31 protein-coding genes and 4 tRNA genes are annotated in these 26016 nt (G+C 75.9%); 13 read left to right on the top strand and 22 right to left on the bottom strand.

Features of this window, described 5'->3' with window-relative positions:
* Positions 1-93 precede the first annotated feature (93 nt).
* Positions 94-166, top strand: a tRNA-Arg gene (locus tag CELF_RS06945).
* Here CELF_RS06945 and CELF_RS19930 read toward each other — a convergent pair.
* Entirely contained in the window at positions 128-1414 is a 1287-nt protein-coding gene (locus CELF_RS19930; RefSeq protein WP_232014344.1) for an APC family permease, read from the bottom strand. The two genes, CELF_RS06945 and CELF_RS19930, sit on opposite strands and share 39 nt — an antisense overlap.
* Positions 1415-1769: 355 nt before the next feature.
* Between CELF_RS19930 and CELF_RS06930 the strand changes: the two genes are divergently transcribed.
* The 3 genes from CELF_RS06930 (at position 1770) to orn (ending at position 3044) form a co-directional block, all read left to right on the top strand.
* Positions 1770-1982: a hypothetical protein gene (locus CELF_RS06930; protein ID WP_013770540.1), complete on the top strand. Its 213-nt coding sequence runs from the start codon at positions 1770-1772 to the stop codon at positions 1980-1982.
* A 132-nt stretch (positions 1983-2114) separates the two neighbouring features.
* On the top strand, positions 2115-2363 hold the full coding sequence (locus CELF_RS06925) for a hypothetical protein (protein WP_013770539.1): 249 nt from the start codon (positions 2115-2117) through the stop codon (positions 2361-2363).
* 9 nt (positions 2364-2372) lie between these two features.
* On the top strand, positions 2373-3044 hold the full coding sequence (orn, locus tag CELF_RS06920; RefSeq protein WP_013770538.1) for an oligoribonuclease: 672 nt from the start codon (positions 2373-2375) through the stop codon (positions 3042-3044).
* Positions 3045-3122: 78 nt separating this feature from the next.
* On the opposite strand, the gene CELF_RS06915 is transcribed toward orn, so the two are convergent.
* The 3 genes from CELF_RS06915 to CELF_RS06905 all read right to left on the bottom strand — a co-directional run bounded on the left by CELF_RS06915 (position 3123) and on the right by CELF_RS06905 (position 5268).
* Positions 3123-3198: transfer RNA gene (locus CELF_RS06915), tRNA-His, on the bottom strand.
* 91 nt (positions 3199-3289) lie between these two features.
* Positions 3290-4219 carry an ATP-grasp domain-containing protein gene (locus CELF_RS06910; protein WP_013770537.1) on the bottom strand — a complete coding sequence of 310 codons (930 nt, stop codon included), beginning with the start codon at positions 4217-4219 and terminating at the stop codon, positions 3290-3292.
* Positions 4216-5268, bottom strand: a complete 1053-nt coding sequence (locus CELF_RS06905; RefSeq protein WP_013770536.1) for an ABC transporter ATP-binding protein — start codon at positions 5266-5268, stop codon at positions 4216-4218. The genes CELF_RS06910 and CELF_RS06905 overlap by 4 nt, the downstream gene beginning before the upstream one ends.
* Before the next feature lie 98 nt (positions 5269-5366).
* Between CELF_RS06905 and CELF_RS06900 the strand changes: the two genes are divergently transcribed.
* From CELF_RS06900 to CELF_RS06890, 3 genes are all read left to right on the top strand, one after another.
* The gene (locus CELF_RS06900) at positions 5367-6041 is read left to right on the top strand and encodes an ABC transporter permease (protein WP_013770535.1); all 675 of its coding nucleotides are present in this window, start codon (positions 5367-5369) and stop codon (positions 6039-6041) included.
* A gap of 10 nt (positions 6042-6051) precedes the next feature.
* Positions 6052-6822: an ABC transporter permease gene (locus CELF_RS06895; RefSeq protein ID WP_013770534.1), complete on the top strand. Its 771-nt coding sequence runs from the start codon at positions 6052-6054 to the stop codon at positions 6820-6822.
* Between the two features lie 68 nt (positions 6823-6890).
* Positions 6891-7895, top strand: a complete 1005-nt coding sequence (locus CELF_RS06890) for a glycine betaine ABC transporter substrate-binding protein (RefSeq protein ID WP_013770533.1) — start codon at positions 6891-6893, stop codon at positions 7893-7895.
* 279 nt (positions 7896-8174) lie between these two features.
* Here the strand turns inward: CELF_RS06890 and CELF_RS06885 are convergent, their stop codons facing one another.
* From CELF_RS06885 to CELF_RS06870, 4 genes are all read right to left on the bottom strand, one after another.
* Complete coding sequence (locus CELF_RS06885; protein WP_013770532.1) at positions 8175-9653, bottom strand: dihydrolipoyl dehydrogenase family protein; 1479 nt, start codon at positions 9651-9653, stop codon at positions 8175-8177.
* Positions 9654-9747: 94 nt separating this feature from the next.
* Positions 9748-9823: transfer RNA gene (locus CELF_RS06880), tRNA-Lys, on the bottom strand.
* Positions 9824-9900: 77 nt separating this feature from the next.
* Positions 9901-10113, bottom strand: coding sequence for a hypothetical protein (locus CELF_RS06875; RefSeq protein ID WP_013770531.1), 213 nt, complete (start codon positions 10111-10113; stop codon positions 9901-9903).
* A gap of 90 nt (positions 10114-10203) precedes the next feature.
* Positions 10204-10500 carry a co-chaperone GroES gene (locus CELF_RS06870; RefSeq protein WP_049791541.1) on the bottom strand — a complete coding sequence of 99 codons (297 nt, stop codon included), beginning with the start codon at positions 10498-10500 and terminating at the stop codon, positions 10204-10206.
* A 168-nt stretch (positions 10501-10668) separates the two neighbouring features.
* Between CELF_RS06870 and bcp the strand changes: the two genes are divergently transcribed.
* Both bcp and CELF_RS06860 read left to right on the top strand, forming a co-directional pair.
* Positions 10669-11136, top strand: a complete 468-nt coding sequence (gene bcp / locus CELF_RS06865) for a thioredoxin-dependent thiol peroxidase (protein ID WP_013770529.1) — start codon at positions 10669-10671, stop codon at positions 11134-11136.
* A 68-nt stretch (positions 11137-11204) separates the two neighbouring features.
* A tRNA-Leu gene (locus CELF_RS06860) sits at positions 11205-11287 on the top strand.
* A 78-nt stretch (positions 11288-11365) separates the two neighbouring features.
* Here the strand turns inward: CELF_RS06860 and trxA are convergent.
* Positions 11366-11746 carry a thioredoxin gene (gene trxA / locus CELF_RS06855; RefSeq protein ID WP_013770528.1) on the bottom strand — a complete coding sequence of 127 codons (381 nt, stop codon included), beginning with the start codon at positions 11744-11746 and terminating at the stop codon, positions 11366-11368.
* Positions 11747-11902: 156 nt separating this feature from the next.
* Here trxA and CELF_RS06850 point away from each other — a divergent pair, with 156 nt between their 5' ends.
* Positions 11903-12457, top strand: coding sequence for an NUDIX hydrolase family protein (locus CELF_RS06850; RefSeq protein WP_013770527.1), 555 nt, complete (start codon positions 11903-11905; stop codon positions 12455-12457).
* 130 nt (positions 12458-12587) lie between these two features.
* On the opposite strand, the gene CELF_RS06845 is transcribed toward CELF_RS06850, so the two are convergent.
* From CELF_RS06845 to clpS, 8 genes are read right to left on the bottom strand one after another with little or no spacing between them, the layout of a single operon-like run.
* Positions 12588-14282, bottom strand: coding sequence for an ABC-F family ATP-binding cassette domain-containing protein (locus CELF_RS06845; protein WP_013770526.1), 1695 nt, complete (start codon positions 14280-14282; stop codon positions 12588-12590).
* Positions 14279-14905 (bottom strand): RdgB/HAM1 family non-canonical purine NTP pyrophosphatase, encoded by a 627-nt coding sequence (gene rdgB, locus CELF_RS06840; protein ID WP_013770525.1) that lies wholly within the window; start codon positions 14903-14905, stop codon positions 14279-14281. The genes CELF_RS06845 and rdgB overlap by 4 nt, the downstream gene beginning before the upstream one ends.
* A complete protein-coding gene (rph, locus tag CELF_RS06835; protein ID WP_013770524.1) occupies positions 14902-15690 on the bottom strand; it encodes a ribonuclease PH in 789 nt (262 codons plus the stop codon). The genes rdgB and rph overlap by 4 nt, the downstream gene beginning before the upstream one ends.
* Positions 15691-15700: 10 nt before the next feature.
* Positions 15701-16276, bottom strand: a complete 576-nt coding sequence (locus CELF_RS06830; RefSeq protein WP_013770523.1) for a hypothetical protein — start codon at positions 16274-16276, stop codon at positions 15701-15703.
* 51 nt (positions 16277-16327) lie between these two features.
* The gene (locus CELF_RS06825; RefSeq protein WP_013770522.1) at positions 16328-17116 is read right to left on the bottom strand and encodes an MBL fold metallo-hydrolase; all 789 of its coding nucleotides are present in this window, start codon (positions 17114-17116) and stop codon (positions 16328-16330) included.
* Positions 17113-17928 carry a glutamate racemase gene (gene murI / locus CELF_RS06820; protein ID WP_013770521.1) on the bottom strand — a complete coding sequence of 272 codons (816 nt, stop codon included), beginning with the start codon at positions 17926-17928 and terminating at the stop codon, positions 17113-17115. The genes CELF_RS06825 and murI overlap by 4 nt, the downstream gene beginning before the upstream one ends.
* Before the next feature lie 10 nt (positions 17929-17938).
* Positions 17939-18568, bottom strand: a complete 630-nt coding sequence (locus CELF_RS06815; protein ID WP_013770520.1) for a DUF2017 domain-containing protein — start codon at positions 18566-18568, stop codon at positions 17939-17941.
* Entirely contained in the window at positions 18568-18861 is a 294-nt protein-coding gene (gene clpS, locus CELF_RS06810; protein ID WP_041553363.1) for an ATP-dependent Clp protease adapter ClpS, read from the bottom strand. The genes CELF_RS06815 and clpS overlap by 1 nt, the downstream gene beginning before the upstream one ends.
* A gap of 95 nt (positions 18862-18956) precedes the next feature.
* On the opposite strand from clpS, the gene CELF_RS06805 reads away from it, so the two are divergent.
* Complete coding sequence (locus CELF_RS06805) at positions 18957-20330, top strand: nicotinate phosphoribosyltransferase (RefSeq protein ID WP_049791540.1); 1374 nt, start codon at positions 18957-18959, stop codon at positions 20328-20330.
* Positions 20331-20424: 94 nt separating this feature from the next.
* On the opposite strand, the gene CELF_RS20625 is transcribed toward CELF_RS06805, so the two are convergent.
* From CELF_RS20625 to CELF_RS06795, 3 genes are all read right to left on the bottom strand, one after another.
* Positions 20425-20580, bottom strand: coding sequence for a hypothetical protein (locus tag CELF_RS20625; RefSeq protein WP_013770517.1), 156 nt, complete (start codon positions 20578-20580; stop codon positions 20425-20427).
* Positions 20581-20839: 259 nt separating this feature from the next.
* The gene (locus tag CELF_RS06800) at positions 20840-22657 is read right to left on the bottom strand and encodes a DEAD/DEAH box helicase (RefSeq protein WP_013770516.1); all 1818 of its coding nucleotides are present in this window, start codon (positions 22655-22657) and stop codon (positions 20840-20842) included.
* Positions 22654-23025, bottom strand: a complete 372-nt coding sequence (locus tag CELF_RS06795; protein WP_041553362.1) for a DUF3039 domain-containing protein — start codon at positions 23023-23025, stop codon at positions 22654-22656. The genes CELF_RS06800 and CELF_RS06795 overlap by 4 nt, the downstream gene beginning before the upstream one ends.
* A gap of 97 nt (positions 23026-23122) precedes the next feature.
* On the opposite strand from CELF_RS06795, the gene CELF_RS06790 reads away from it, so the two are divergent.
* A complete protein-coding gene (locus CELF_RS06790) occupies positions 23123-23488 on the top strand; it encodes a PadR family transcriptional regulator (RefSeq protein WP_013770514.1) in 366 nt (121 codons plus the stop codon).
* Positions 23485-24201, top strand: coding sequence for a hypothetical protein (locus tag CELF_RS06785; RefSeq protein ID WP_013770513.1), 717 nt, complete (start codon positions 23485-23487; stop codon positions 24199-24201). Before CELF_RS06790 ends, CELF_RS06785 begins: the two co-directional genes overlap by 4 nt.
* 27 nt (positions 24202-24228) lie before the next feature.
* On the opposite strand, the gene nagB is transcribed toward CELF_RS06785, so the two are convergent.
* Entirely contained in the window at positions 24229-25011 is a 783-nt protein-coding gene (nagB, locus tag CELF_RS06780; protein ID WP_013770512.1) for a glucosamine-6-phosphate deaminase, read from the bottom strand.
* Positions 25011-26015 carry an ROK family protein gene (locus CELF_RS06775; RefSeq protein ID WP_013770511.1) on the bottom strand — a complete coding sequence of 335 codons (1005 nt, stop codon included), beginning with the start codon at positions 26013-26015 and terminating at the stop codon, positions 25011-25013. The genes nagB and CELF_RS06775 overlap by 1 nt, the downstream gene beginning before the upstream one ends.
* Position 26016: the final 1 nt, after the last annotated feature.

Here is a 26016-nt window from a genome sequence, read left to right as displayed (position 1 = left end):
GACCGGATCGTGCCCCGATCCGGTCCCGAGGACCCCGTCCGACGCCGTCGCGAGCCGCGGACCGGCCCGGGAACACTAGGCTGGCCGGCGTCGGCCCCCGTAGCTCAACGGATAGAGCAACGGCCTTCTAATCCGTCGGTTGCAGGTTCGAGTCCTGCCGGGGGCGCTGCACGCGGGTCGCACGGGGCGGCCCGTCCGGGGCCTGCGGGTGGGTCGCTCCGAGCCGCCGCAGCCTGCTGCGCACCAGCCCGACGACGACGGCGACACCGCCCAGGGCGGCGGGGACCAGCAGGTGCGCGCCCGCGAGGACGAGCAGGCCGACGACGAGCACGCACGCCGCCAGCGCGGCCCACCACCCGGGCGTCCCGCGGCGCAGGAGCCGCAGCGCCGCGACGACGCCCGTGCCGTAGATCGCGACCATGCAGCTCGTGTGCACGAGCACGAACGGCCCGAGATCCCCGCCGGTGGCGACCGCGAGCGCGAGGTACCCGGTCGCGAGCGCGCCGACGACGACCAGCGCCCGCCGCGGCACGCCCCCGGCCTCCCCGCCCGGCTCGAGCCACCGTGGCAGGTCCCCGTCCCGCCCGAGCGACGCACCGAGCTTCGCGAACGCCGCGACGTAGGCGTTGAGGACGCCGAGCGTGACGACCGCCGCGACGACCGCGACCGCGACCCGGGCGGCGGACGGCAGGCGCAGGTCGACGAGGTCGAGGAGCGGGACGGTCGACGAGGCCGCTGCGGGGCCGAGCGCCGTCACCGTGACCCACTGCAGCGCGAGGTAGGCGGCGCCGACGACGACGAGCGCGGCGGCCGTCGCACGCGGGATGGTCCGCCGCGGGTCGCGGAACTCGCCGGCGACGTGCGTCACGGCCTCCCACCCGGCGAACGCCCACACGTACAGCGACACGGCCGCCCCGACGCCGGCCCAGCCGTGCGGGAGGAACGGGGTCAGGTGGGCGGTCTGCGCCGCGGGCGCGGCGGCCGCGGCGACGACCACCACGATGGCGACGAGCCCGCCCGTGAGCGCGAGCTGCACGGGCCCGGCGAGCCGCAGCCCGACGGCGTTCGTGGCGAACGGCGGCACGAGCAGGACGGCGGCGACGACGTAGACCAGCGGGCCGTCCCCGCCGACCATCGCGACGACGTACTCGGCGCCGAGCAGCGCCACGACGGGCGTCCCGACGCACACGCCGAAGAAGAACCAGTACCCGGTCGCGCGGGCCGCCGTCGGGCCGAGGGCACGGCGGACGTAGGTCGCGACACCGCCCGCGTCGGGGTACCGGGTGGCGAGCGCGGCGAACGTGGCGGCGAGCGGCACCGACGCGAGCAGGACGAGCGCGACGGCCACGACCGACGCCGGCCCGGCGACCTCGACCGCGAGCGCGGGCAGCAGCAGGATCCCGGTACCGAGCACCGCGGCGACGTACCAGGCGGACCCGAGCAGCACGCCGACGGCGCCGTGCGGGGCGAGGGGCGTGGGGTCGGCGGGGTCGCGACCGGCGGTCGCGTCGGGGCGCGGCGACGTGGTGGGAGCAGGCACGCGCCGACCCTCTCCTGCCGGACCCGCCCTGGTCGAGCCGCCGTCCGGACGACCGGCGTCGACCTCCTGCCAGCCCGCACGAGACCGGGAAAAAGCGGATGACACCCGTATCTGGGGCGTGGTCTGGTGTTCCTGATCCACCGGCGACCCGGGCCTCCAGGGCCCGGCTCCGCCATTCCCACCACCCACCCACCGGCGACGGTCCCGTCGTCATGCCCAGGAGGCAGCCGTGCACCCGACCATCACCTTCGACCTCGCCCGTCAGGAGAGCGCTCGTCGCCTCGAGGACGCCGAGATCGCCCGCGCCCGCGCGCGGATCCTCACCGCGAGACACGCGGCCGACGCCACGAGGCGTCCTCCGCATAGGGAGCGCGCAGCGCTCCCCCTGCTGCTCGCCGGCCTGCTGTCCGGCAGCTTCTCCGGCACCGTCGCCGCAGGCTGACGACGCCGACCGAGGCCGGTGCCCCACCCGGGGCGCCGGCCTCCGCCGTACCCGGCACGCGCAGCCGTCTCGCCGTGCCACCATGTGCGCCATGCCCGTCCCGTCCCGCCGCCCCGCCGCCGGCGGCGCCTGATGGGCAGGCACGCGAACGGGGGCGACCCCGCCCCGGCGACGCGCGGCGAGCGGCTGCGGGCCGCGGTGGCCCGCTGGCTCGAGCGCCTGCTCGTCGCGGCCGGCGCCGCGGGTGCCGCCGTGGCCGTGCTGCGCTGGTCGGGAGCGTCGTGGACGACCACCTGGTGGTGCGCGGGGGGCGTCGCGCTGCTCGTGCTCGTCGCGGGTGCGCTCGCGGCGACGGTCCCGCCGGGCGACCGTCACCCGTAGGCTGGGCCGGTGACCAGCACGCCGACCCCCGCGCCCGCCCCCAACGGCCACGAGAGCGCCGAGCGCATCGTCTGGATCGACTGCGAGATGACCGGTCTCGACCTGGGCGCTGACGCGCTCGTCGAGGTCGCCGCGGTGGTCACCGACTCGGACCTGCGGGTCCTGGGCGGCGGCGTCGACGTCGTCGTGAAGCCCCCGGCCGCCGCGCTCGAGCAGATGAACGACTTCGTGCGCGCCATGCACACGACGTCCGGCCTGCTCGACGAGCTCGACGCCGGCACGACGCTCGAGGACGCGCAGCAGCAGGTCCTGGACTACGTGCGGACGTGGGTGCCCGAGCCGTCCAAGGCGCCGCTCGCGGGCAACTCCGTCGGGACGGACAAGGCGTTCCTCGACCGCGACATGCCCGAGCTCGTCGGTCACCTGCACTACCGCGTGATCGACGTCTCCTCGATCAAGGAGCTCGCCCGCCGCTGGTACCCGCGGGTCTACTTCGCCTCGCCGCGCAAGAACGGCGGGCACCGCGCGCTCGCGGACATCCTCGAGTCGATCGACGAGCTGCGGTACTACCGCGCCGCGCTGCTGCCCGCGCAGCCCGGCCCGGACTCGGCGACGGCCCGGCAGGTCGCCGCGGAGGTCGTCGCGACGTCGGTCAAGAACGCGGTGGCCGACCCGTCCTGACGGCCCGTCGGACCACGGACGAGGACGGCACCACGGACGACGAAGGCCCCGACGCGCGGAGCGTCGGGGCCTTCGTGCTGGGGTGGCTAACGGGACTTGAACCCGCGACCCCCTGGACCACAACCAGGTGCTCTACCTACTGAGCTATAGCCACCGTGCACCGCCTGCCGGCGGCACGGACCCGACGCGGACGACGGGGCCGACGAGAAGTGTACCGGGTGGCGGCGGGTGCTCCGGAACCCGTTTCAGAGCCGCCGGACGAGCGCGTCGGCGAACCGGTCGACGGACCCGGGCGCGTAGCCGAAGAAGAACGACGGCTCGGTCAGCTCGACCTCGAGCACGACGGGGTTGCCCTGGTCGTCCGGGATGAGGTCGACGCGCGCGTACAGCAGCGGGTCGGCCTGCCCGGGGAAGATCTCCGCGAGCGCCGCGACGACCCGGTCGGCGACCTCGCGCTCGGCGTCGCTCGCGTCGCGCGCGGACATGACCTCCCGCCGGTACAGCACGCCCTCGGTCTCGCCCTCGCGGAAGGGCCCGTCGAGCAGCGCACCCTTGCGGACGGCGTGGCTGAACTGCCCGTCGACGTAGACCAGCGCCGTCTCACCGACCGTGTCGACCTGCTTGAGGTAGCGCTGGATCATGACGTGCCGCCCGACGCCCAGCAGGTTCTTCGCGTGCCGGATCGCGAGCGCGCGCGACGGGGTCTCGTCGGCCTGGTAGCGGCCCGTGTCGCGCGAGCCGGCGCTCACCGTGGGCTTGACGACGAAGTCGCCGAACGCGGGGAAGCGCGTGTGGATCGCCCGGGCGTCGAAGTTGCGCTCGGGGTCGAGCCAGATGGTCGGGACGATCGGCAGGCCGCGCTGCTCGAGGTCGCGCAGGTACGTCTTGTCGATGTTCCACACCACGACCTCGGCGGGGTTGAGCAGCGTGCTCGACCGTCCGACGCGCCGCGCCCAGTCCGCGAACAGGCGCGGGCGCTCGGTGTAGTCCCACGTGGAGCGGACCAGGACGTGGGGGTAGGTGGACCAGTCCACCGTGGGGTCGTCCCACACGGCGGTCTCGGTGGCCACGCCGCGCGCGAGCAGCGCGTCCCGCAGGGGCTGGTCGTCGGGGTCGAGGTCCGGGAGCTCGGCGCAGGTCGCGAGGGCGAGCCGGGCCGTCGTGGGGGTCGTCACGCTGGCAGCGTACCGACGCGGTCCGCGCCCGCCGCAAGGGGTGGGGCGTCGGTCCCGTGCGACGCGTCGGTGAGGCGGCGCAGCGCCCGAAGAACGGTCGCCGACGTCGCGGAACCGACCACGCGGTCGCCGTCGAGGACCTCCACGCGCGCCCCCGCGCCCTCCCCCGGCGCGGCGAGGAACGCGCCGAGCACGTCGCCCAGCTCCGCACCGAGGGCGACGCGGCCGACGACGGGGCCGGTCGCCCCCGTGTCGACGTCCGCCTCGGTGAGCCGGCCCAGCGCCAGCAGACGCGCGAGACGGCCGCGCCCGACGAGGTCCGCGACGGCGTCCGTCGCGGGGCGCGCGACGACCTCCAGAGGCGTCGCGAGCTGCTCGACGTGCGCGCCCGAGCTGAGCACCGCGACACGGTCGCCCATCCGGACCGCCTCGTCGATGTCGTGCGTGACGAGCATCACCGTCGTGCCGACCTCGCGCTGGATGCGCGCGAACTCCGACTGCAGCCGGCGCCGGCCGACCGGGTCGACGGCGCCGAAGGGCTCGTCCATGAGCAGCACGGGCGGGTCGGTCGCGAGGGCGCGGGCGACGCCGACGCGCTGCCGCTCGCCGCCCGAGAGCTCGTGGGGGTAGCGGCGCGCGTACCGCGACGGCTCGAGCCCGACGAGCGCGAGCAGCTCCTCGACGCGCGCCGCCGTGCGGCGCCGGTCCCAGCCGAGCAGACGCGGCACGGTCGCGACGTTCTGGGCGACCGTGCGGTGCGGGAACAGGCCGACGTCCTGGATAACGTAGCCGATGCGCCGGCGCAGCTGCACCGGGTCGACGTGCGTGACGTCGTCGCCCTCCAGCAGGATCCGCCCCGAGGTCGGCTCGACGAGCCGGTTCGCCATGCGCAGCGTGGTCGACTTGCCGCACCCGCTCGGGCCGACGAGCACGAGCACCTCCCCCGGCCGGACGTCGAGGCTCAGGTCGTCGACGGCCGCACCCGACCGGTCCCCCGCGGTCGGGTACTCCTTGCGGACGTGCTCGAACGCGATCGCGGGCTGCACCATGCCCACGACGCTACTGCCGCCCTCCGACGCCCGGCACCCGCACCCCGCGGGCGCCGCCGAGGGGTGCGGGTGTCGGAGGTGCCCGTTACGTTCGGCAGATGCTCCTCGCGGCGCCACCGGCCAACCCCTGGTTCTCCTGGGAGTACCTGCAGCGCAACGGCGCGGACGTGCTCGAGCACCTCACGACGCACGCGACGCTCACCGTGCAGGCCGTGCTGCTCGCGACCGTCGTCGCGCTGCCGCTCGGCGCGTGGGCGCACGTGCGACGGCGCTGGGCGGGCCCGGTGCTGGGGGTCGCGGGCGTGCTCTACACGATCCCCTCGCTCGCGCTGTTCGCGGTGCTCGCGCCGTACACCGGCATCGGCCGGACCACCGTGCTCGTCGGGCTCGTGGCGTACGCGCTGCTGGTGCTGACGCGCAACGTGCTCGTCGGGCTGGAGGGGGTCGACCCCGCGGTCCGGGACGCCGCGCGCGGCATGGGGTACGGCCGGGCACGGCTGCTGCTCACGGTCGAGCTGCCCAACGCGCTGCCCAGCATCGTCGCCGGTCTGCGGCTCGCGACGGTCACGACCGTCGCGCTCGTCACCGTCGGCGTCGTCGTGGGGTACGGCGGGCTGGGGCAGCTCATGTTCCGCGGGTTCCGCAGCAACTACCACGCGGAGATCATGACCGCGACGGTGCTGTGCCTGCTGCTCGCGCTCGTGCTCGACCTGCTGATCGCGGGGCTCGGGCGGCTGGCGACGCCGTGGGCCCGCACCGTGCGGCCGGTGTGAGGGAGGCGCCGTGGACGTCCTGACCGACGCGTTCGCCTGGCTGAACGACCCGCTCAACTGGACGGGTCGCGACGGCGTGCTCGCCCTCACCGCGACGCACGTGCTCGTCTCCGCCCAGGCCGTGCTCCTCGCCGCCGTCGTCGCGCTGCCCGTGGGCCTGTGGCTCGGCCACCGCGGCCGCGGGGCCACCGTGGGCGTCGTGGTCGCGAACACGACACGCGCGCTCCCGACGCTCGCGCTGCTCACCCTGCTCGCCGCGAGCGGGATGTTCGGCAACCCGGCCACGGTGCTCGCGTGCGCCGTCTTCGCGGTGCCGCCGCTGCTGTCCGGCGCCGTGACCGGCCTCGGGGACGTCGACCCGCACGTGCGCGACGCCGCGCGCGGCGTGGGCATGTCGGGCGCGCGCCGCCTGTGGACCGTCGAGGTGCCGCTCGCCGTGCCCTCGCTCGCGGCCGGGCTCCGCACGGGTGCCGTGCAGGTCCTCGCGACCGTGCCGCTGGCGGCGCTCGTGGGCGGGACGAGCCTCGGCACGATCGTCGTCACCGGGTTCGGCACGCAGCGGTTCGGGCAGGCGCTCGCCGGCGGGCTGCTCGTCGCGGCCCTGTGCCTCGTCGCCGAGGGGGCCCTCGCGCTCGTGCAGCGTCTCGTCACGCCCGCTGGCCTGCGGTCCCGCGAGCGTGCGGCACGTCCCGCCGCCGGCAGCCCCCGCCGGCGCCGCCGCCCGTCACCGGTTGCCACCGACGCGGCCGACCGGTCCAATGAACCAGCCGCTCCGCGATGACCGCTCCGCGCCGCCGACCTGCGGGAACCCGTCCCGCGCCGGGCGGCACCCGACCCCAGGAGACACCGATGCGTGCCACCCGATCAGCCCGACTCTCGATCCTCGCCACCGCCGTCCTCGTGCTCGGCGCGTGCGGCGCGCCCGGCTCGGGTGGCGGCGAGGCCGACCCGACGTCGTCCGGCACGTCGGGCAAGCCCGTCTGCGACCCCGTCGCGGGCGAGCAGCTCGTCGTGCTCGAGGACGACGGCGGCCTGCAGAACGCCGACAACATCATCCCGGCGGTCAACGCGGGCGTCGCCCAGCAGAGCCCCGCCGTGGTCGAGCTGCTCGACAGCGTCTCCGCGTCGCTGGACACCGAGAAGCTCATCGGCCTCAACAAGGCCGTCGACATCGACCGTCGCACCTCGAGCGAGGTCGCGAAGGAGTACGTCGAGGAGGAGGGCCTCGCCGCGGACGACGCGTCGGCGGGGGCGGGGACGTCGCTCGTCGTGGGCGCCGCGAACTTCTCGGAGAGCGTCACCCTGGCCGAGATCTACGGCGAGGTGCTGCGCTCGGCCGGCTACCAGGTCGAGGTGCGCACCATCGGCAACCGTGACACCTACCTGCCCGCGCTCGTCGACGGCACGCTGTCGACGGTCCCCGAGTACGCCGCGACGCTCGCCGACTTCCTCAACGCGAGCGTCAACGGCCCGGACGCGCCGTCGGTCTCGACGGACGACGTGGACGAGACCGTCGCCGCGCTCACGCCGCTCGCGGAGCAGTCGGGCCTCGTCGTGGGGGCGCCGTCGGCCGCGCAGGACCAGAACGCGTTCGCGGTCACGCAGGCGTTCGCGGACGAGCACGACGTCACGACGCTGTCGGACCTCGCGGAGGCGTGCGGCGGCCTCGTGCTCGCCGGCCCGCCGGAGTGCCCGGAGCGGCCGTTCTGCCAGCCGGGGCTGGAGGAGACGTACGGCCTGGAGATCGCCGAGTTCAAGTCCTACGACTTCGGCCTGATCGGCGCCGCGGTCCGGCAGGGCGACGCGGCGATCGGGCTCGTGCTGTCGAGCGACGGCTCGCTCGCCACCGAGTGAGCCACGGACGCCGGTCCACCCGCAGCTGAGCGACCGACGGACGACGGCTCGCCCGAGACCGGGCGGCGTGCGGACACCGCGCGCCTGTCCTGCCGACAGGGCGGGCGTGCACCACGGAGGGGCGGACCGCTGGGTCCGCCCCTCCGTCGCGTCCCGCCGCGTCCCACGGCGGCCGGGAGCGCGTGACGACGGGATGGGGCCCGCGACGGAGCGGCGCGGGGCGTCGGCCGCCCGCGGCGGCGTCGGCAGGTCCCGACGCGCTCCTGCGCGGACCGCCCGCTACAGCCCGGCGCTCTCCAGCAGCCGGAGCCACACCTCGGAGACCGTCGGGTAGGACGGCACCGCGTGCCACAGCCGGTCGAGCGGCACCTCGCCGACGACGGCGATCGTCGCCGCGTGCAGCATCTCCGCCGCGTCCGGTCCCACGAACGTGGCCCCCACGACGACGCCACGCGCACGGTCGACGACGAGCTGCGCGGTGCCCGCGTACTCGGGTGAGGCGACGCTCGCCCCCGCCACGTCACCCAGCTCGTAGCTGAGCACCTGGACGTCGAGCCCGTCGCGGCGCGCCTGCTGCTCGGTACGCCCGACCCACGCGACCTCGGGGCGGCTGAAGACGACCTGCGGCACGGCGCCGAGGTCGGCCGTCGCCCGGTACCGGCTCCACGGGGGCGCGCCCCGCTCGACCGCAGGGCCGCCGTCGGCGCCGTCCCCGCCCGGGTGGAAGCGCGCGGCGACGACGTCACCGACCACGCGCGCGTCGTACTTGCCCTGGTGCGTCGTGGCCGTGCGACCGGTGACGTCCCCGGCGGCGAACAGCCAGCCGCCCTCGACCCCCTGGACCGCCAGGGCGTCGTCCACGTGCAGCGGCTCGCCGGGCGTCAGGCCGACGCTCTCGAGCCCCAGCTGGTCGGTGCGGGGACGTCGGCCCGTCGCGACGAGCACCTCGGTGACGTGCAGCGTCGCGACCTCCGGCGGCGCCGCGTCCCGCACCGGGCCGAGGTCGAGGTGGACGCCGCCGTCGTCGCGGCGCGCGCTCACCGCCTGGGCACCGAACAGCACCCGCACACCCGACGCCCGCAGGTCGGCCGCGACGGCCTCCCCCGCGAACGGCTCGGCGTTCCCGAGCAGGTGCTCGCCGCGCACGACGAGCGTCACGTCGCTGCCGAGGTCGGCGTAGGCGCGCGCCATCTCCACGGCCACGACGCCGCCGCCGAGGATCGCGAGCCGCGCGGGTACCTCCTGCACCGCGGTCGCCTCCCGGCTCGTCCACAAGCCCGCGTCGGCGAGCCCGGGCACGTCGGGCACCACGGGCGCCGAGCCGGTCGCGACCACGACGGCCCGACGCGCCCGGACGACGGTCTCCCGGCCGTCGCCCGTGACGAGCAGGGTGCGCGGGCCGGTGAGGCGCGCGTGACCGCGCAGCAGCGTGATCCCCGCCGAGTCGACCCACGCGACCTGCGAGGAGTCGTCCCAGCCGTGCACGACCTCGTCGCGCCGCGCGAGCACGGCGGCCGCGTCGACCCCGCCGTCGACGGCAGCGCGCGCGCCCGGGACGGCACGCGCCTGCTCGAGGACCTGGCCGGCGCGCAGCAGCACCTTGGAGGGCATGCACGCCCAGTACGAGCACTCCCCGCCCACGAGCGCGTGCTCGACGAGCGCCACGCTCAGGCCGGTGCGGCTCGCGCGGTCCGCGACGTTCTCGCCGACCGCGCCCCCGCCGACGACGACGACGTCGAACTCCTCATCGGATGACATCGCCCCATCGTGGCGGCTCTCGCGCCACGATGCACGACCCGTCACGCGCCGGGTACGGCGAAGGCCCCCGGACACGTGGTCCAGGGGCCTTCGGTGGTGCGCCATCAGGGACTCGAACCCCGAACCCGCTGATTAAGAGTCAGCTGCTCTGCCAATTGAGCTAATGGCGCGCGGTTGAGAACGTTAGCAGCCTCGTGGCGGAGGAAGCCAATCGGCGGGGCCGCAGGTGACGAGGGTCACGCGACGGTCAGGGACGCGGCTCGGGCGAGGCCGCGGAACCGCGCTCGTCCCCCTCCCACCAGGCGTCCTGCGGCAGTCCCTCCTTCTCCAGGATCTCCTGCGAGCTGACCGCCTCGTCCGCCGTCAGGTCGGCGATGAGGGCCAGCGGGACGTGGGCGTCGAGCAGGTCACGGACGCGCTCGGCGTCCGGCGCGGTCTCAGGGGACGGGTCGGGTCGCATCGGGCCCTCCGGGGTGGTGGTGCGGTGACGATCCATGGCACACCACGCGTGCGTGCCGCGCAAGATCGGGCCGCTGCTGTCGCAGGACCCTCACAGGTACAGGCCGGTTCCCTCACCCGCGGCGCGCGGCGCGGCGACGGCGTGCACGTCCTTCTCCCGCAGGAGCAGGTACGTCGCGCCCTCGAGCTCCACCTCGGCCCGGTCCTCGGGGTCGAACAGCACGCGGTCGGCCACCTCGACCTGCCGCACGTGCTGGCCCACCGCGACGACGGTCGCCCACGCGAGCCGCTTGCCGACCGCGGCGGTGGCGGGGATGACGATGCCGGCCGACGAGCGACGCTCGGCCGGGTCACCCTCGACGGAGACGAGGAGGCGGTCGTTGAGCATGCGGATCGGGAGGGCGGAGCGGGTCTCGGCGGCGGGAGCGGTCACCCGCCCGACGCTACCGTGCGCCGCGGGCAGGCCGGCCACGCCCGGGCGTCGCGCGCGACGTAGGCTGACGGGCCGTCCCCGCGCGCGTGCCGCAGCGCGCTCCCCGCGACACCAGGAGTCCACGTGCCCCGTCTCGCCGTCGGCGACCTCGCCCCCGACTTCACGCTCCCGACCGCGGACGGCGGCAGCGTGACGCTGTCCGACCTGCGCGGCCGGCACGTCGTCGTGTACTTCTACCCCGCGGCGATGACGCCGGGCTGCACGAAGCAGGCGTGCGACTTCCGCGACTCCCTCGCGTCGCTCCAGGGCGCCGGGTACGCCGTCGTGGGCCTGTCGCCCGACCCGGTGGACAAGCTCGCGCGGTTCGCGGACGCGGAGCAGCTGACGTTCCCGCTCGCGTCCGACCCCGAGCACGCGGTGCTCGAGCAGTGGGGTGCGTGGGGCGAGAAGTCGCTCTACGGCAAGACGGTCACGGGTGTGATCCGCTCGACCGTGGTCGTCGACCCCGACGGCCGGGTGGAGCTCGCGCAGTACAACGTGCGGGCCACGGGGCACGTCGCGAAGCTGCGCCGGGACCTGAGGATCGCGTGACACGCGTCGGCGGTCCGGGTGCGACCGCGCCGCCGACGACGGTGGCCGGGTGTGCCACACTCGGCGACGCGGGAGTGGTGAAACGGCAGCCACGCCAGGTTTAGGTCCTGGTGCCCGAGAGGGCGTGCGGGTTCGACTCCCGTCTCCCGCACCCGGCACGACGACGGCCCGGCGGGTCTCCGCCGGGCCGTCGTGCGTCGCGTGCGGCGGTCACCGACCGCCGCCGCCGTCACGCCTGGGTCGCGTGCTCCTGCTCGTGCTCCGCGATCTTCGCGCGGACCTCGTCCATGTCGAGGTCCTTCACCGCCGACACGACCTGCTCCAGGACGGGCCCGGGCAGCGCGCCCGCCTGCCGGAACACCGGCACGCCGTCCCGGAACGCCATGAGCGTCGGGATCGAGGAGATCTGGAGCTGTGCCGCGAGGAGCTGCTCGGCCTCGGTGTCGACCTTGGCGAACACCACGTCCGGGTGCTCCTCGGACGACTTCTCGAACACCGGTGCGAACCGCTGGCACGGGCCGCACCACTCCGCCCAGAAGTCGACGAGGACGATGTCGTTGTCCTTGATGGTCTGGCCGATCGTCTCGGCCGTCAGCGTGGTCGTGGCCACCTGGCACCTCCTTGGTCGTTCCGGGTGGTAGAGCGCTGCGGGCCCCGCGGGTATTCCCGGGAGGACGGGGGCAAAGGCGGGTACGGACGGGGGACGGTGCCGCCGGCGGGCGCGAGCCTGGCCGCCGCGGCGGCGCGCAGACGGTAGAACTGCACCGTGACCGACACCGCCGAGTTCCCTCCCGGACCCGAACGCCCCGCGGGCTGGCTGAGCGCCGACCGCATCGCCAAGGTCCGTTCGCAGCTGCCGATCCTGTACGTCGACGCCGTGCCCGTGCGCGTCGACGACTCGGGCGACGTGGTCGCCGTCGGGCTGCTGCTGCGCGTGACGCCCGAGGGCGTGATGTCGCGGGCGCTCGTCAGCGGGCGCGTCATGTACCACGAGCGGGTCCGCGACGCGCTGGTCCGCCACGTCGAGAAGGACCTCGGCCCGGTCGCGCTGCCGCAGATCCCCGCGTCGCCGCAGCCGTTCACGGTCGCGGAGTACTTCCCCACCCCGGGCGTCACGCCGTACCACGACCCGCGCCAGCACGCGGTGTCCCTCGCCTACGTCGTGCCCGTGCTGGGTGACTGCCGGCCGCAGCAGGACGCGATCGACCTCGCGTGGCTGACGCCCGAGGAGGCGTGCGCCGAGCAGGTGCAGGTCGAGATGAACGGCGGGCAGGGCCTCCTGCTGCGGCAGGCGATGGCGCACGTCGGCCGGCTCCCCTGAGCCGGGCCGCGCGGGACCCGGCTCGCCCTGCCGGGCCGGGTGCCGCCGCGCCGGGTGCCGCCCCGCCGGACGCCTCGCCGGATGCCCCCGCCGGGTACCGCCGCGCCGGTCGCGGTCCGGTCGCGCGGGCTCAGCCGAGCGTGAGCTCGGGCCAGTCCGCGAGGTCCGCGCGCATCCGGCGGTCGTGCGTCGCGACGACGACCGCGGCGGACGTCGCCCGCAGCGCCTGCGTGAGCTCGTCGACCAGCCCCACGGACAGGTGGTTCGTCGGCTCGTCCAGCACCAGCACGTGCGGCGCCGCGAGCAGCGCGCACGCGAGGTCGAACCGGCGGCGCTGACCCACGGACAGCTCGCGCAGCGGACGGTCCAGGTCCTCCTCGGTGAGCAGGCCGAGCGCCGCGACGGGCACGAGCTGCTCGGGGTCGAGGCGTCCGGCGGCGAGCAGGTCGAGCGCGTGGCGCGCGTAGGCGTCGAACGCGGACGGTGACGGTGTGCCGTCGGGCGGCTCGGCGTGCTCCGTCGGCCCCTCCTGCGCGAGGACGCCGAGCCGCACGCCCGGGGCGACGGTGCGGCTGCCGCGGTCGAGCGCGACGGTCCCGGCGAGCGCCGCGAGCAGCGTCGACTTGCCCGACCCGTTGGGCCCCGTCACGAGCAGGCGGCTGCACGGCGGGATCTCGACGCGCCGGCCCGGCAGGTCGAGCCGTGGACGCCCGCCCGGGCCGCCGTCGACGCGTGGCGCGCGCAGCTCGACGAGCGGGCCACCTCCGCCGCGGTCGCCGGGCACCGCACGGGGCAGCGACGGCAGGTCGGGGAACGCGAGCGCGAGCGGCGGCACGGGCACCTCGACGGCCTGCGCCTCGAGGCGTTCGACGAGCCGGTCGGCCGCCTTCACGTGGATCCGGGCGCGGGTGCCGCGGCGGTGCTTCTGCGAGCCCTTGGGCGGCCGCCACTCGTCGGACAGCCCCTCGTAGGCGGCGTCGAGCCGCTCGGCGAGCTGCGCGGCCCGCTTGCGCTCGGCGCGGTGCCGGGCCCGCCAACGGCGCAGCATCTGGTCCTTGGCGAACCGGTAGTCGGCGTACCGGGTGGCGCCGTAGAGCGCGGGCCGGCCGTCCATCGACGGGTCGAGGTCGAGGATCGCGGTCATGACGTCGTCGAGCAGCTGCCGGTCGTGCGTGACGATGACGACGGCACCGGGCCACTCGCGCAGCCGCGCGGTGAGGTAGTCGATCCCGGCGGCGTCGAGGTGGTTGGTCGGCTCGTCGAGCAGCAGGACGTCGGCCCGCTCGCCGACGCGGCACGCGAGCCGCACCCGGTACCGCTCCCCCACGCTGAGCCGCTCGAGCGGGCGGTCGCGGTCGCGGGGCGCGCCGAACCGGGCGAGCGCCTCGTCGACGCGACGGTCGGCGTCCCACGCGGCGAGCTGCTCGTAGCGGCCCATCGCGGCCGTGAGCCGCGCGAGGTCGCCGGTCGCGTGGTCGAAGCCGGCGATGGCGTCCTCGAGCTCGGTCGACGCCTGGCGGACCGCGGCGAGCGCGCGGTCGACGAGGTCGCCGACCGTGGTGCCCGCGGGCTCGTCGAGCTCCTGCTCCACCACGGCGAGGGTGCCCGCGCGGCGCACGGTCCCCGACAGCGGCACGAGGTCGCCCGCGAGCAGCCGCAGCAGGGTCGTCTTGCCGGCGCCGTTCTCCCCCACGAGCCCCACGCGGTCCCCCGCCGAGACCACCAGGTCGACGGCGTCGAGGACGACCTGCTCGCCGTACGCGAACGTCACCGCGTCGGCGACGACGTGCGCGTGGTCGACGACGGCGTCCGTCGCGGACGTCATCCGCCCAGGACCCGCACCAACGTCGGCACGAGCGCCCGGAACGCCTGCCCGCGGTGGCTGATGGCGTTCTTCTCCTGCGGGTCGAGCTCGGCGCACGTGCGCGAGCCCCCGGCGGGGACCAGGACCGGGTCGTACCCGAAGCCGTTCGTGCCGCGCGGCTCGGTGGCCAGGGTGCCGAACAGCGCGCCCTGCTCGACGTGCTCGAAGCCGTCGGGGGTCACGATCGCCGCGGCGCACACGAACCGCGCGCCGCGGTGCTCGGGCCGCACGTCGCCGAGCTGCGCGAGCAGGAGCGCGAGGTTGGCGGCGTCGTCGCCGTGCCGCCCCGACCAGCGTGCGGAGAAGATCCCCGGTGCGCCGCCGAGCACGTCGACCGCGAGCCCCGAGTCGTCCGCGACGGCGGGCAGCCCCGTGAACGCGGCGAGCGCGCGCGCCTTGAGCAGCGCGTTCTCGGCGAACGTCACGCCGTCCTCGACGGGCTCGGGCGCACCGACGTCACGCGCGCCCACGACCGCCGCGGGGTCGAGGGCGGGCAGCGCGGGCGCCAGGATCGCGCGCAGCTCGCCGACCTTGTGCGCGTTGTGCGTCGCGAGGACGAGGCGCGCCCCGGCGGGGACGCTCACGCGCCCGCCCCGGGCAGGCGCGTGGCGCTGCCGTCGCCGGGCGCGGCGGCGAGCGCCGCCCGCTGCAGGCGCGTGAGCTCGGCGGTGCCCGCGAGGGCCAGGTCGAGCAGCGAGTCGAGCTCGCGGCGGTCGAACGGGGCGTGCTCGGCGGTGCCCTGCACCTCGACGAACGTCCCCGACCCGGTGACGACGACGTTCATGTCCGTCTCCGCCCGGACGTCCTCGACGTAGGGCAGGTCGAGCACGGGGACGCCGTCGACGATGCCCACGCTGACGGCGGCGACGGAGTCGCGCAGCACCTGCCGCCCTGCGGGCACGAGGCGACGCTGCTGGGCCCACGCGACGGCGTCCGCGAGCGCGACGTACGCGCCCGTGATCGCCGCGGTGCGCGTGCCTCCGTCGGCCTGCAGGACGTCGCAGTCGAGCACGATCGTGTTCTCGCCGAGCGCGGACACGTCGACGACGGCGCGCAGCGAGCGGCCGATGAGCCGGGAGATCTCCTGCGTGCGGCCGCCGACGCGACCCTTGACGGACTCCCGGTCGGAGCGCGTCGAGGTCGCGCGCGGAAGCATCGCGTACTCCGCGGTGACCCACCCCTCGCCCGAGCCCTTGCGCCAGCGCGGCACGCCCTCGGTGAGCGACGCGACGCACAGCACCTTCGTCCCGCCGAACTCGACGAGGACGCTGCCCTCGCCGGCGTCGAGGAAGCGTCGGGTGAGCGTGACGGGCCGCAGCTCGTCGGGGCGGCGGCCGTCGGCGCGCAGCGTGGGGGTGGTCGCGGTCATGCCGACGAGCCTAACGGCGCTCCCCGACGCCCCCGTCCGGCGCGGCAGCCGCGGGCGTCGGCGCGGCGACGGTGACCACGACGACACGCGTGTCGGTCCCGGCGGCCGCCCGCACGGCGCCCGACGGCTCCGCCCCGGCCGCGAGGTGCCGGGCGATCGCGTCGCGCACGCCCAGCGCCCGGCGCCAGCCCAGGACGTCGGCGCGCGCCAGGACGGGCTCGTCGTGGTCGGCGGGGGTGACGGCGACGACCCAGGGCCGCCGCAGCAGCGTCCGGGCGACGAGACCGAGGACGAGCACCGCGACGACCACCGCGAGGTCGAGCACGAGCAGCAGGAGCGGGACCACGAGCCACCAGACGAGCAGGATCCCGACGACGAACGCGACCGCGCCGGCGATCCACACGAGGATCCCGACGCCGTCGTCCAGGTCGAGGCTCGTCGCGGCCTCGATCACGTCGGGCGTGTCGCGGTTGCGGCGGCGGTGCCAGCGACGCATCCGCCGGATCACGAGGGCCGAGCGCGGGGCCCACTGCACGGCGACGTCGTAGGCGGGGCCGGCCGGCGGGCGGGCGGTGCGGGTGCGCATGACGGCACAGCATGCCAGCGCGGGTCCGTGCGGGGGGGACGACGCCCGAGGTCAGAGCACGTGCACGTCGCCCGGACGGGCGAGCGCGAGGGGGCCGTCGTAGACCGCGCGCGCCTCGGCGAGCGTCACCTGCGGGTCGTTCCACGGCGGCACGTGGGTCAGGACGAGGCGTCGCGACCCGCCGCGCGCCGCCGCGGCACCGGCGCGCCGGCCCGTGAGGTGCACGCCGCGGACCTCGTCGTCGCGCCCCTCGAGGTACGCCGACTCCGCGAGCAGCAGGTCCGCGCCGTGGGCGAGCGCGTCGAGCCCGGCGCACTCGTCGGTGTCGCCCGTGTACGCGAGCACGACGCGCCGCGCGGGGTCGTCCTGCGCCGGCCCGGTCACGCGGATCCCGAACGCCGGCACCGGGTGCTCGACGGGCACCGGCTCGAGCGTGAGCGGACCGACCGTCACCGGCGCGGCCGGGTCCCACGTGCGGACCGTGAACTGGCCGCCCATGTCCGTCGCCGGGTCCTTGCCCGCGAGCTGGGCGAGCCGCTCCGTGGTGCCCTCCGGGCCGTACAGGTCGACCGGGGGCAGCGCGCCGTCCGGGTGGTACCGGCGCAGGACGTTGAGCACGACGAGGTCCGCCACGTGGTCGGCGTGCAGGTGCGACAGAGCGATCGCGTCGAGCGCCGTCGGGTCGCCGTAGCGCTGCAGCGGCCCCAGCGCGCCGTTGCCCAGGTCCAGCAGGACCGTCCAGGTCCGGCCCTTGGCGTCGTCCGCCTGCACGAGGTACGCCGACGCGGCCGCGTCGGGCCCCGGGAAGGACCCCGCGCAGCCGACGACGACGAGCCTCATCGCAGCGCCATCCGGGACTCGACCGCCTCGACCTCCGGCCCGAGGAACCGCCGCGCGAGCGTCTGGAACGCCACCGGGTCACCCGTCGCGAGGAAGCGGTGGGTCGGCAGGTCGGCGGCGGGGTCACGCTCGATCCCGTGCCCCACGAGCGTGCGGTACACGTCCTTGGCGGTCTCCTCGGAGCTCGAGACCAGCGTGACGTCGTCGCCCATGACGTACGAGATCACGCCGGTGAGCAGCGGGTAGTGCGTGCAGCCGAGGACGAGCGTGTCGACGCCCGCGTCGCGCACGGGGTCGAGGTACTCGTGGGCGACGGCCAGCACCTCGGGGCCCGAGGTGACGCCGGCCTCGACCAGCTCGACGAACCGCGGGCACGCCTGGCTCGTGAGCGTGACGCCGGGTGCCACGGCGAACGCGTCGTCGTAGGCGCGGGAGTCGACCGTCGCGCGCGTGCCGATGACGCCGATGCGGCCCGTGCGGGTCGCGGCGACCGCACGCCGCGCGGCGGGCAGGATCACCTCGACCACGGGGATGCCGCGCCGCAGCGTGTACCGCTCGCGCGCGTCGCGCAGGACCGCCGCCGACGCGGTGTTGCACGCGATGACCAGCAGCTTCACCCCCGCGTCGACGAGGTCGTCCATGACCTCGAGCGCGTGCGCGCGCACGGCGGCCAGCGGCTTGGGACCGTAGGGCGTGTTGAGCGTGTCCCCGATGTACAGGGTCGACTCGTGCGGCAGCTGGTCGAGGACGGATCGCGCCACCGTGAGGCCGCCGACGCCGGAGTCGAAGATGCCGATGGGGGCGTCGTTCACGCGGACGAGCCTAACCCCCGCTGGTCGCGGCCCCGGACGCGTCCCCGCGCCGTGCGTGCGCGAGCAGGAGACCGACCAGCGACTCCTGCAGCCAGCTCAGCGCGCCGTACAGCGCGACGAGGTACCGGCGCACCTCGGCGCCCGGCGCGCCGTCCTCGTCGTCGAGCTCGTCGTACAGCCGCTCGGCGTCCGCGTCGGTGCGCACGTCGAGGCGCTCGGCGAGCACGAGGCGCAGGTCGGTGAGCGCCGCCGCGACGTCGGGGGCGGCCGCGGGCGTCACGGTCAGCAGGTCGTGGCGGCGCCCGTCGCCCGGCGTCGTCAGGAGCGTCCAGAGCCGGCCGAGCCGCGCGACCTTGGCGGCGCGCAGGTCGTCCTCGGTGAGTCGGCGGAACTCGGCGGACAGCTCGGGGTCGTCGCGGGACGCGTCGGGCAGCAGGCGCCGCACCGCCGGGTCCTGCGGCGCGGGCAGCGGCTCGGTGCGCAGCAGCGGGACCTCGGGCGCGCCGGGGACGCCGACCTCGTCGAACCGCGGTGCGCCGAGCAGCTGCGCGACGTCCGCCACGAGAGCCGCGACGACCTCCCGCTCGGACGCGTCGAGCCGCGCGACGAACGCGCCCTGCCGCTCGGTGAAGGCGCGCATCAGGCCCCGCTGCGCTGCAGCGTCGCCCACAGGCCGAACCCGTGCATGGCCTGCACGTCGACCTCCATGCTCTCGAGCGACCCGGTGGACACCACGGCGCGGCCCTCCTCGTGGACCTGGCGCATGAGGCGCTCCGCCTTCTCGTGCGGGTGGCCGAAGTACGTCTCGAACACGTAGGTCACGTAGCTCATGAGGTTGACCGGGTCGTTCCACACGATCGTGACCCAGGGGTCGGCGACGGCGACCTGCTCGGCTTGCTCGACGCGTTCGTCGGGAGCGGTCTGCACGGGCACCCGACCACTGTAGGTGCCGGTGGAGAGCGTGCGCGCCGACCGTCGCACGGCCGTACCTTGTCGCCATGACCGACCCCCTGGCCGAGCCCGGCCGCATGCCCAGCCGCGCGCCTGGCCGCACCGGCACCCCGTCCTCGACCGCGACGTCGCTGCTCACCGACCGCTACGAGCTCACGATGCTGCAGGCCGCGCTGGCCGACGGCACCGCGCACCGCCGCTGCGTGTTCGAGGTGTTCACGCGGCGCCTGCCGGCGGGTCGCCGCTACGGCGTGGTCGCGGGCACCGGGCGGTTCCTCGAGGCCCTGGCCGACTTCCGGTTCACGACCACCGAGCTCGACTGGCTCGCCGACGAGCGGGTCGTCGACGACGCGACCCTCGACTTCCTGGCCGGCTACCGCTTCTCGGGCGACGTGCGCGGCTACGCGGAGGGCGAGGTCTTCTTCCCCCTGTCCCCCGTGCTGGTCGTCGAGGGGACGTTCGCGGAGGCGGTGCTGCTCGAGACGCTCGCGCTGTCGGTCCTCAACCACGACTCCGCGGTCGCGTCCGCGGCGTCGCGCATGACGAGCGCTGCGGTCGACCGTCCCTGCCTCGAGATGGGTGCGCGCCGGGCGCACGAGGAGGCGGCCGTCGCGGCGGCGCGGGCGGCGGTCGTCGCCGGGTTCGCGGCGACGTCGAACCTCGAGGCCGGCCGGCGCTACGGGCTCGAGACGATCGGGACGGCGGCGCACGCGTTCACGCTCCTGCACGACGACGAGGAGGCGGCGTTCGCCTCGCAGGTCGCCGCTCTCGGCCCGGGCACCACGCTCCTCGTCGACACCTACGACGTGCGGCGCGGCGTCGAGCGGGCCCTCGCGGCGGCCGGCACGCGTCTCGGGGCCGTGCGCCTCGACTCGGGCGACCTGGGGGTGCTCGCGCAGGAGGTCCGGGCGCAGCTCGACGCGGCGGGCGCCCGGGAGACGAAGGTCGTGGTGACGTCCGACCTCGACGAGTACGCGATCGCGGCGCTCGCGGCCGCGCCGGTCGACAGCTACGGCGTGGGCACGTCGGTCGTGACCGGCTCGGGCGCGCCGACGTGCGGGATGGTCTACAAGCTCGTCGCGCGCGAGGGGCGCGACGGCGCGCTCGCGCCGGTGGCGAAGGCCTCGACGGCGAAGACGAGCACGGGGGGACGCAAGGCGGCGGCGCGGCGGCGGGGGCCGGACGGGCGGGCCGTCGAGGAGGTGCTGGTCGCCGGGGACGACGCGGCGGTGGCGTCGTGGGTGCCGGACGACGAGGCGCTGCGGACGCTGCACGTGCCGCTCGTGACGGACGGCGAGGTCGACGCGGCGTGGACCGGCCCGGGCGGCGTGGCCCGGGCACGCGATCGGCACCGCGCCTCGCGGGACGAGCTGCCGCGCGGTGCGCGACGGCTGTCGGCCGACGAGGCCGCGGTGCCGACCGTGACGCTGCGGCTGGACGGACGGGACTGAGGGACCGTCCGTCCGGGCCGCGGCGTGGGGACCCGGCCGCGGTCGCCGGTGCGGGGCTCAGGGGGCGTGCCCGCGCACCGGCGCCGCGGCCCGGTCACACCCGGGAGCGGCCGCGCCCGACGAGCCCGAGGATCAGGCTGACGACGAGCAGCGCGACACCGATCCAGATGAGGAACTGGCCGATGCTGGTGGCGACGCCGAGGACGACGAGCACCACACCGACGAGGACGAGGATGAGCCAGCTGGGCATGGGGTGACCCCTTTCTCCGTGGCAACCAGTAGGCGTCCGGGGGAACCCGGCGCCGTGAAGCACGAGGAAGACGCTGCCAGCGGCTCGCGGGGTCGGCACGTCGAGAGGCCGACTTGCGAGCAGGGCCGCCGCTGCTATGTGGTCGCGCGTCCAGCGCTCTGACCTGCGCAAACGCGGCAGGCCGGGCCTGTCCGACATATGAGACGGGGGTTGTTCCGGCTCACGCGCGGTAGTAGTCGAGCGATGCTCATCCGGGCCGTCAGCGTTTGCCGACGAACCAGCCGCGCACCATCTCGACGCGCGCCGCGAGCTGAACCGGGTCCGCCAGCGCGACCTCGGGCCCGCCGCACCGGCGCCGCAGCTCGGCGTGCACCGCGCCGTGCGGCTGCCCGCTGCGCCGCGACCACGCCCCGACGAGCTGCGCGAGCTCCTTGCGCAGCTCCGCCTGCCTGCGGTGGTCCATCTCCGGCGCCGGCTCCGCAGCCGCCGCGGCCCGCCGCCGGCCCTTGAGCTGGTCCGCCTGCCGCTGGCGCAGCAGCGCCGACACCTGGTCGGGGTCGAGCAGGCCCGGGAGCCCGAGGAAGTCGAGCTCCTCCTCCGAGCCGACCTCCGCCTCCGTGCCGAACTCGCCACCGTCGAACAGCACGCGGTCGAACGACGCCTGCGCCTCGAGCGCCTCGAACGACCCCTGCACGCCGTCGGGGCCGACCGCGTCGGGGCCGTTGCGCTCGGAGTTCGCGGCCGCGAGCAGCGCGTCCTCCGGGTTGAAGTCGACGCCCTGCTCCTCGGCCGTCTGCGGCCGGTCCAGCGCGTGGTCCCGCTCGAGCTCCATGCTGTTCGCGAGCGTGAGCAGCTGCGGGACCGACGGCAGGAACACCGACGCCGTCTCGCCGCGCCGGCGCGCACGCACGAACCGACCCACGGCCTGCGCGAAGAACAGCGGCGTCGCGGTGCTCGTCGCGTAAACGCCGACGGCGAGGCGCGGCACGTCGACGCCCTCGGACACCATGCGGACGGCGACCAGCCAGCGGGAGTCGCCCGCGGAGAACTCGTCGATCTTGTCGCTCGCACCGTCGTCGTCCGACAGCACGACCGTGGGCGACTCGCCCGTCAGGCGCGCCAGGTGGCCCGCGTAGGCGCGCGCGTCGGTCTGGTCGGTGGCGATGATCATCGCGCCCGCGTCGGGCACGCTGCGCCGGACCTCGGTGAGCCGCCGGTCGGCGGCCGCGAGCACGCTCGGGATCCACTCCCCGTTCGGGTCGAGCGCGGTGCGCCACGCCTGCGCCGTCATGTCCTTGGTCAGCGGCTCCCCGAGACGCGCGCTGATCTCGTCGCCCGCGCGCGTCCGCCAGCGCATCGAGCCGCTGTAGGACAGGAAGATCACGGGCCGGACGACGTGGTCGCGCAGTGCGTCGCCGTACCCGTAGGTGTAGTCCGCGACGCTGCGGCGGATGCCCTCGTGGTCGCGGTCGTACCGCACGAACGGGATCGCGGCCGTGTCCGAGCGGAACGGCGTGCCGGTGAGCGCGAGCCGGCGCGTGGCGTCCTCGAACGCCTCACGCACCGCGTCGCCCCAGGACAGCGCGTCGCCGCCGTGGTGCACCTCGTCGAGGATGACGAGCGTGCGCTCGGCGGTCGTGCGGGCGGCGTGCAGCGCGGGCTTCGACGCGACCTGGGCGTACGTGACGGCCACGCCGTCGAAGCCGTGCCCGTGCCGGCCCTGCGCGTTCGAGAAGTTCGGGTCGAGCCGGATCCCGACGCGTGCCGCGGCGTCCGCCCACTGCTTCTTCAGGTGCTCCGTCGGCGCGACGACCGTGACGCGGCGCACGACGCGCGCCTCGAGCAGCTCGGTCGCGATGCGCAGCGCGAACGTCGTCTTGCCCGCCCCGGGCGTCGCGACCGCGAGGAAGTCACGCGGCGCGCGCGTCCGGTACGCCTCCAGCGCCTCGGCCTGCCACGCGCGCAGCTTGCCCGCGGTCCCCCACGGCGCACGCGCGGGGAACGCCGGCGGCAGGTGGGAGGCCGCCGACGTGGACGCGTGGGTCGAGGTGGAGGACGGGCGCGCGGCCCCGCTCACTTGCCGCCGCGGCCGAAGCCCCAGCGACGACCCCCGCCCGAGCCCCCGGAGCCGCCGCCCTCGCCGGACGCGCCGTCGCCGTCCTGCGGCTCGCGCAGACCCTCGTAGATCTCCTTGCACACGGGGCAGACCGGGAACTTGTTCGGGTCCCGGCCCGGCACCCAGACCTTGCCGCAGAGCGCGACCACGGGCTTGCCGCTCATCGCGGACTCCATGATCTTCTCCTTGCGCACGTAGTGCGCGAAGCGCTCGTGGTCGCCCGGCTCGACCTGCTCGTGCGTCTCCTGACGCTCCAGCACGCTCGTCGACGTGCCCTGGCCCGGGTCGTTCGGGTCGGCAGGTCCGGTCGGCGGGAGCGGCTCAGTCATGCGCAGGAGTCTACGTCGCGGCGCCCACGCGACCGAGAGCCACACCGCCGTCCACCAGTAGATAGACAGCCTGACTAGATAGTCGTACTGTCTAGCCATGACGACGACACCGTGGCCCGGCGAGTGGCTGCGCGGCGTGCTCGACCTGTGTGTCCTGGCCGTCCTCGCCGAGGGCGAGACCTACGGGTACGCACTCGCCGCCCGCCTCGACGCCCTCGGGCTCGGCACGATCAAGGGCGGGACGCTGTACCCGCTGCTCGCACGTCTCGAGCAGGCCGGGCACGTCACGACCCGCTGGGAGCCGGGCGACGGCGGCCCCGGCCGCAAGTACTTCGCCCTCACCGGCCCCGGCCGCACCGCGCTCGCCGAGCGCGCCCACGCCTGGCGCACGTTCGCCACGCTCACCGTCGATCTCACCGCCGCGGCGACCGGCCGCGCCCCCCGGAAGGAGGCACGCCCATGACCGACCCGTCGGCCACCACGTCCACGCCCGTCCCCGAGTCCTGGCGCACCACGTTCGTCCTCGAGCTGCGGGAGCGCGGCGCCGACGGTCGCGCCGTCGGCGAGGCCCTCGCCGAGGTCGAGCAGTTCTGCCTCGACAGCGGCCAGAGCGCGCCCGACGCCTTCGGCGACGCGCGGACCTACGCGGCGAGCCGCGTCGGCGCGCCGGTCAGCCGGTTCGGCGGCGTCGGACGGGAGCTCGTGCCGACCGCCGTCGGCGTCGTGGGGCTCCTGCTGGTCCTGTGGGCCGTCGCCGCGGACGGTCCCGTCCTCGACGTCACCGTCGGCCGCGCCGTGCTCCCGGCGATGCTGGTCGGCGGAGCGATCCTCGCGGTGCACCTCGCGGTGCGCAGCCGCGCGGCCCTCGCGGGCACCGTGGCCGCCCTGCTCGTCGTCGCGGTCGTGCTCGACCGGGTGCTCACGACGCCGCTGCTCACCACGACGCCCGCCGTCGCCGCCGCCGCCGGCGCCGCGCTGCTGGTCGCCGAGGCGTCCTGGCAGACCTGGACCGCGGTGCGCCGGCCGGACCCCGTGGTGGTGGTCGCACCGGGCACCGACCCGCGCGCGGCCCGACGCCGGGACGTCCGTGCCGGGGTCGCGCTCGCGTGGGTCCTGCCCGCGACGGCCGTCGCCGCGGCCGCGCTCTCCCTGCTGGTCGGTGCGCTCAGCCGGTGAGCCGGCGCGAGGTCCGGGCCGGCAGGGTCACAGGCCCTGCCAGCCCGGCTTCGCCGCGTACGTCTCGCGGTAGTAGTCCGCGAGCTGCAGGCGCGACGCCGCGGCGTCGTCCACCAGGACCGTCACGTGCGGGTGGTGCTGCAGGACCGTCGCGGGCCACATCGCGCTCACCGGCCCCTCCGCGAGCTGGTGCACGGCCTCGGCCTTGCCGCGACCCGTCGCGAGCAGCACGAGGTGCCGCGCCGCCATGATCGTCGCGAGCCCCTGCGTCAGGCAGTGCGTCGGCACCTGGTCCACGTCTCCGCCGAAGAACCGCGCGTTGTCCTCCCGGGTCTGGCGCGTGAGCGTCTTGATCCGCGTGCGCGACGCGAGGGACGAGCCCGGCTCGTTGAACGCCACGTGCCCGTCGGTGCCGATGCCGAGGATCTGCAGGTCGACACCGCCCGCGTCGGCGATCGCGCGCTCGTAGTCGGCGCACGCCCCGGTCACGTCCTGCGCGAGCCCGTCCGGGCCCTGCACGGCGCCGGGGGCGAAGTCGACGCGGGACGCGATCTCCTTCTCGATGACGTTGCGGTACCGCTCGGGGTGGTCCGCCGCGAGCCCCACGTACTCGTCGAGCATGAACGCACGCGCGTGCGCGAACGACAGGCCCTGCTCGGTGTGGCGGCGCACGAGCTCGTCGTACACGGCCAGCGGGCTCGACCCCGTCGCGAGCCCGAGCACCGCCGTCGGGCGGGCGCGCAGCAGGCGCTCCACCGCGTCGGCGGCGATCCGGGCGAGCTCCGGCGCCGGGGCGATGACGACCTCCATCAGCGGGCCTCCTCGACGGCCTCGTACGGACCGACGAGACGGTCCAGGGCGTGCTCGCCGCGCCCGACGAGCGCGGCACCGACCGCCCCCACGGGCACGCCGGCAGGGGCCAGCGTGACACGGTCGGCGAGCCGCATGGACTCCAGGAACGCCGACGTGCGCGCGGCACGGTCGAGCACGCCGCGCACGGCGTCGAGCAGCGGTGCCCCGACGGCGCTCACGCCCCCACCGACGACGACGTGCCGCACGTCGCACGTGAGCACGAGCACGCGCACGGCCGCGGCGACCGCGGACGAGAACTGGTCGCGCAGCGCCACCGCCGCCGGGTCGCCCGCGTCCGCGGCCGCGAACACCTCCGCGGGCGCGGGCGCCCCCGTGCGGCTCGGCCAGGCCGCGTCGAGCGCGGATCCCGACGCGTACTGCTCCAGGCAGCCGAGCTGCCCGCACTTGCACGGCAGCCCGTCCGGCACGAACGTGAGGTGCCCGATCTCCCCCGCCGCGCCCTGCGAGCCGCGTCGCAGCCTGCCGTCGAGCAGCAGACCCGCCGCCAGGCCGGTGCCGAGCGCCAGGAAGGCGAGGTCGTGGTGCGCGTCGTCCGCGTGCGGCTCGACGAACCGGGCCGCGCCGACGACCGCCGCGTTCAGGTCGTTCTCGAGCCGCACGGGCACTCCGCCCAGGCCCTCGCTGACGAGCGCCGCGAGCGCCACGCGGCGCTCGATCCCGAGGTTGACCGCGTGCTCGACGCTGCCCGCGGCGACGTCGACGACGCCCGGCAGGCCCAGCCCCACGCCCGCGAGCGACGCGACCGGCACGCCGGCCTGCGCCGCGAGCGCGCGCACCGCGCCCGCCGCCCCCTGCACGACCCCCTCGATGCCGCGGACCGTGACGGCCCGTACCTGGTGGCGCACCGCGCCCGACGCGTCGAGCGCGACCCCCAGCACCTTGCTGCCCCCGATGTCGAGACCGACGGACCAGCCGTCGGACCCGTGTGCGCGCACGTCCACG

Source organism: Cellulomonas fimi ATCC 484 (genome assembly GCF_000212695.1).
Classification (GTDB): domain Bacteria; phylum Actinomycetota; class Actinomycetes; order Actinomycetales; family Cellulomonadaceae; genus Cellulomonas; species Cellulomonas fimi.
The sequence above is the reverse complement of the archived record's forward strand: the minus strand, read 5'-3'. Positions and strand labels throughout refer to the sequence as shown.

What these genes read in the sequence shown, in the direction of transcription:
- nagB (WP_013770512.1), bottom strand. Translation starts at nt 25,011, where the DNA reads ATGGAGGTCGTCATCGCCCCGGCGCCGGAGCTCGCCCGGATCGCCGCC.
- CELF_RS06845 (WP_013770526.1), bottom strand. Translation starts at nt 14,282, where the DNA reads ATGACGTCCGCGACGGACGCCGTCGTCGACCACGCGCACGTCGTCGCC.
- CELF_RS20625 (WP_013770517.1), bottom strand. Translation starts at nt 20,580, where the DNA reads ATGCCCAGCTGGCTCATCCTCGTCCTCGTCGGTGTGGTGCTCGTCGTC.
- CELF_RS06825 (WP_013770522.1), bottom strand. Translation starts at nt 17,116, where the DNA reads ATGAGGCTCGTCGTCGTCGGCTGCGCGGGGTCCTTCCCGGGGCCCGAC.
- CELF_RS06925 (WP_013770539.1), top strand. Translation starts at nt 2,115, where the DNA reads ATGGGCAGGCACGCGAACGGGGGCGACCCCGCCCCGGCGACGCGCGGC.
- CELF_RS06830 (WP_013770523.1), bottom strand. Translation starts at nt 16,276, where the DNA reads ATGCGCACCCGCACCGCCCGCCCGCCGGCCGGCCCCGCCTACGACGTC.
- CELF_RS06785 (WP_013770513.1), top strand. Translation starts at nt 23,485, where the DNA reads ATGACCGACCCGTCGGCCACCACGTCCACGCCCGTCCCCGAGTCCTGG.
- rph (WP_013770524.1), bottom strand. Translation starts at nt 15,690, where the DNA reads ATGACCGCGACCACCCCCACGCTGCGCGCCGACGGCCGCCGCCCCGAC.
- CELF_RS06890 (WP_013770533.1), top strand. Translation starts at nt 6,891, where the DNA reads ATGCGTGCCACCCGATCAGCCCGACTCTCGATCCTCGCCACCGCCGTC.
- CELF_RS06885 (WP_013770532.1), bottom strand. Translation starts at nt 9,653, where the DNA reads ATGTCATCCGATGAGGAGTTCGACGTCGTCGTCGTCGGCGGGGGCGCG.
- CELF_RS06900 (WP_013770535.1), top strand. Translation starts at nt 5,367, where the DNA reads ATGCTCCTCGCGGCGCCACCGGCCAACCCCTGGTTCTCCTGGGAGTAC.
- CELF_RS06795 (WP_041553362.1), bottom strand. Translation starts at nt 23,025, where the DNA reads ATGACTGAGCCGCTCCCGCCGACCGGACCTGCCGACCCGAACGACCCG.
- CELF_RS06905 (WP_013770536.1), bottom strand. Translation starts at nt 5,268, where the DNA reads ATGGTGCAGCCCGCGATCGCGTTCGAGCACGTCCGCAAGGAGTACCCG.
- CELF_RS06790 (WP_013770514.1), top strand. Translation starts at nt 23,123, where the DNA reads ATGACGACGACACCGTGGCCCGGCGAGTGGCTGCGCGGCGTGCTCGAC.
- CELF_RS06875 (WP_013770531.1), bottom strand. Translation starts at nt 10,113, where the DNA reads ATGCGACCCGACCCGTCCCCTGAGACCGCGCCGGACGCCGAGCGCGTC.
- CELF_RS06815 (WP_013770520.1), bottom strand. Translation starts at nt 18,568, where the DNA reads ATGCGCGCCTTCACCGAGCGGCAGGGCGCGTTCGTCGCGCGGCTCGAC.
- CELF_RS06805 (WP_049791540.1), top strand. Translation starts at nt 18,957, where the DNA reads ATGCCCAGCCGCGCGCCTGGCCGCACCGGCACCCCGTCCTCGACCGCG.
- CELF_RS06870 (WP_049791541.1), bottom strand. Translation starts at nt 10,500, where the DNA reads ATGCTCAACGACCGCCTCCTCGTCTCCGTCGAGGGTGACCCGGCCGAG.